The 3,922-nt window shown below is 36.9% G+C and carries 3 protein-coding genes and 1 riboswitch; of the genes, 2 read left to right on the forward strand and 1 reads right to left on the reverse strand.

The window, feature by feature from the left end; translation table 11 throughout:
* Positions 1-248: 248 nt before the first annotated feature.
* Complete coding sequence (locus tag CHI06_RS13250) at positions 249-2,537, forward strand: glycoside hydrolase family 3 protein (RefSeq protein ID WP_095249029.1); 2,289 nt, start codon at positions 249-251, stop codon at positions 2,535-2,537.
* A 94-nt stretch (positions 2,538-2,631) separates the two neighbouring features.
* On the opposite strand, the gene CHI06_RS13255 is transcribed toward CHI06_RS13250, so the two are convergent.
* Positions 2,632-3,117: a QueT transporter family protein gene (locus tag CHI06_RS13255; protein WP_095249030.1), complete on the reverse strand. Its 486-nt coding sequence runs from the start codon at positions 3,115-3,117 to the stop codon at positions 2,632-2,634.
* A 7-nt stretch (positions 3,118-3,124) separates the two neighbouring features.
* Positions 3,125-3,169, reverse strand: a riboswitch (PreQ1 riboswitch).
* A 165-nt stretch (positions 3,170-3,334) separates the two neighbouring features.
* Between CHI06_RS13255 and CHI06_RS13260 the strand changes: the two genes are divergently transcribed.
* Entirely contained in the window at positions 3,335-3,829 is a 495-nt protein-coding gene (locus tag CHI06_RS13260; RefSeq protein WP_095249031.1) for a hypothetical protein, read from the forward strand.
* Positions 3,830-3,922: the final 93 nt, after the last annotated feature.

Below are 3,922 nucleotides of genomic sequence, written 5' to 3' on the forward strand. Positions count from 1 at the left end.
CACTGCGGTGATTATTCAAAGAAGCTTTCCTTAGTGGAGCACAAATCAACAGCCAAATCTAACACAGCCTTTGTATAAGAAGGAAGAAAGTCATAGGTACTATTAATCAAAAATTCCAAATATTAAAATATCACAAAAATACCTAAAAAAACTCACTATTTGATAGCCTATTTTGAATTATATCATTAAACATAGAAACGCTATCCTAGTTTTGTAAACGCATTCAATTTAAAAAAGGGGGAAGAAAAATGGCTTCAATATCAAAACAGATTAGAAAATCTTCAAAACTTAGAAAAAAACTATTGGCAACCGCACTTACTCTATCATTAGTTGCGCCAGTCATTGGACCACAGGTAGGTTTTGCAGATGACCATGACCAAGGGTATACAGGTGAAGAAGGAGAAGCTTCGCCATATACTGGCAGGGGTGCAATAACAACTTATAAAATTGCAAAAGCTGAAGGCCAGCCAGAAATTGAAGTAGCAACTCAAGATAGAATTCTTGAAATTGACGGCAAGTATTTTAGGGATGCAGATGGTGATAATAGATTAGATGGTTACGAAGACTGGAGAAAGCCAGTTTCGGAGCGTGTAGCGGATTTGATTAGTAAAATGAGTCTTGAGCAAAAAGCTGGATTGATGTACATAAATACTCACACTCCAGAGGCAGATCCAGCAGATGGGATATTTGTAACCCCTAGTAACAGTAAAATTGTAACTGAAAAAAAATTGCGCCACGTTATTTACCGTCTATCTCAAAACTTAGGCGATGTTGCCAATTATAATAACCAAATGCAACAATTAGCAGAGGGTCTAGAGTTAGGTATTCCAGTTGTGATTACATCAAATCCAAGAAACTCTGCCTCAACAGATTATACAAATATTACGAATGTTCAGGATCAACATACTTTCTGGCCAGGAACATTAGGTTTAGCAGCGGCCGGGGATGTAGAAGCCGTTGGTGAATTTGCCGATATTGCCCGTCAGGAATGGAGAGCTGCTGGTATTCGTAAGGTTTATGGATATATGGCAGACGTTGCAACAGATCCACTTTGGGCAAGAATTGAGGAGACATTCGGCGAAGATCCAAAAGTAGTTGGCGACATGAATTATGAGATCATTAGAGGGTTCCAAACTGAAACTCTTGGCAAAGACAGTGTAGCCATCACAGTTAAACACTTCCCTGGCGGTGGAGCACGTGATGATGGACAAGATCCTCACTTTGCAAACGGCAGCTTTAACATTTACCCTACTGAAGGAAGTTTGGAGAAGTATCATATTCCTCCATTCCAGAGAGCGATTGAAGCTGGTGTAGCATCGGTAATGCCTTATTACGCATATCCAAGTAATGATAGTGCTGATCAAGGTTTAGAACCGTATAGTGAAACTCAGCAATTTGAAGAAGTTGGTATGACTCTAAATAAAGGGATCATAGATTACTTGCGTGAAGGTCTTGGTTTCAAAGGATATATTAACTCTGACTCAGGTGCAGTTGCGGGCAGTGCATGGGGTTACCTAGTTGATGAAGATGGAAATCCAATTCCTAATGCACAAAAAGTAGCCAAAGCATTAAATGCAGGAACCAATATTATTTCAGGTGGTGCAACACCAGAGTTGGTAATTGAGGCGGTTAACGATGGTTTAGTAGATGTAGCAAAAGTTAACGAATCCATTACTTATACCCTATCAGAAATGATGACATTAGGTCTATTTGAAGACCCATATGTAAATCCTACAGAAGCTATTGCTGCTGCAAACAATGAAGAAAACAGAGCATTAGCTTATGAAGCACATCAAAAGTCAGTCGTTCTAATGCGTAATGATAAAATTGATGGTGGTAAAAAACTATTACCATTAACTAATGGAAAGTTAAAAGATATTAAACTATATGTTGAGGGATTTGTTGGAGTTGCAGCACCAAGAAGCTTAAAAGGTGAGGAAGCTGCAAAATATATAGCAGAAAATTCTGCCTTACAATCTGTAGGATTTACTGCAGACTTAAAGAATACACTGACAGAAAAATTCCCTAACATCGAATTAGTTGATAGCGTTGAGGAAGCAACACATGCTTATGTATATGTGAAACCAACCCAATCGAACTGGGATAATAATCCACGTATTGATATTAATGAAACAACTGGAATATCTGATGTAGAGCGAATTGTTGAAATCCAAAAAACAGTTCCAACCATCACTGCTCTAAACTTTACGAACCAATGGCTTATTAATGAACTTGAGCCAAATGCTGCTGCATTAATCGGTACTTTCGGTACAGTTCAAGAGGCAGTATTTGATGTAATCACTGGAAAATTCAAACCTGCAGGAAAACTTCCATTCGCGATTCCAGCTAGTGCAGAAGCGGTAGAAAAGGAAGTCGGAGATGTTCCAAGCTTTGCGCCTGAAGAATATGCAGATTTCGAATATATGAATAAAAATGGTGACAAATACGAATACGGATTTGGTCTTTCTTACAGCGATGGCAACAACGGAAAAGCTGTAGGTAAACCTGACCATGCTGGTGAAAAAGGAAAAAAATAGTTCGAAAGATTATCTCAGGTTCACTAGCTTTATTATCTCTATAGATTGAAACAAAAGAGATGCTGCTTCATTCCTGAAGCAGCATCTCTTTTATCTATACTCTTTTTTCGAAATTTACTCGTTTGTTAATGAAATATATAATCGGCATACCTACTGCCATTACGACAAATTCACCTGCTGCTACAGTCAGCCAAGTAAATAAGAATGGCAATTCAAATGCCAAGTTTAATTCAAAGGCAATGATGAACATAGTAACAGTGAAAACAACTGTATTAACCATCATTCTGGTCCATATCCCTTTAATATAGCGTGATGATACAATCGTTATTGTCAAAGCAATCACTGATTGTCCGACACCGAAAATGAGGTCATAGGCAACCATTGGTGAAAAGAAAAGATTTGCGAAAAATACACCCAAGATGATTCCGAAGATGTATTTTTTATTGAAAACGACTAGATGGTTAAACATTTCCGATACACGAAATTGAACATTTGTGAAGCCAAAGGGTGCGATTAAACCGGATACAGCAATGTATAAAGCTGCTAATATCGCGTTTACGACAAGTGTTTTTATTTTCATATTAGTACTCTCCTTAGTTTTTTTACGTGGGAGGTTTTCGAACCACGTTTTGTTGACAAAAAAATATATTAATATATATGAATCTACTAGTCAATACAAAGATAGAAATACCGCCTGTGATTAATAAATTATCCTTAGTAAAGTATATTTATGTTCCATTTATGGATAATTATTCTCCTTTTGTACATTCTAATAGTAAAAAAAGGAAACTTACTATATGAGTAATAAAAGGAAGTACGTGTTAGTTATTATGTTGTTGCCCTGGTTGACGGTACCGTTCATCGGAAAAAAAGCAATAAAACGCTTTTCCCTTACTTCGATATTTATTGGTCTTTTATTTGGATTACAGGCAGTTTACGCAAATAAAAGAGGCTGGTGGAGGGTTTATACGCAATTATTCCCAAATGTAATGGGTGAAGTTCCTTTCATTATTGGGCCATTTTTTGTCGGAGCGATTTGGATATTGAAATTTACATTTGGTAAATTTCTTCGTTATACCTTGATTAATCTTGGTGTGGATACTTTTCATATCTACGTATTTGTTAAATGGTTACAAAGGATGGGGATTGCATCGCTCATACGTTTGAAGGATTACCAAGCATTGGCTTTATTTTCATTAAATTCTGCTATTATGTACGGATTTCAGTGGCTAATCGATCAAAAGGTTAATCCGAAAAAGCCTTCATCGTTAATCAAAAGAGTTTTTTCCTAAATAAATTGAGAATGGCCAGACTCTGTAAATGTGTTCTGGCCTAGATTTATTAATTTGGATGTGTTAAATCAGGCTGTTGATTTGTGCTCCAGG

The sequence above is a fragment of the Bacillus sp. 7884-1 genome, assembly GCF_002272245.1.
In the GTDB taxonomy this organism is placed as follows: Bacteria; Bacillota; Bacilli; order Bacillales; family Cytobacillaceae; genus Neobacillus.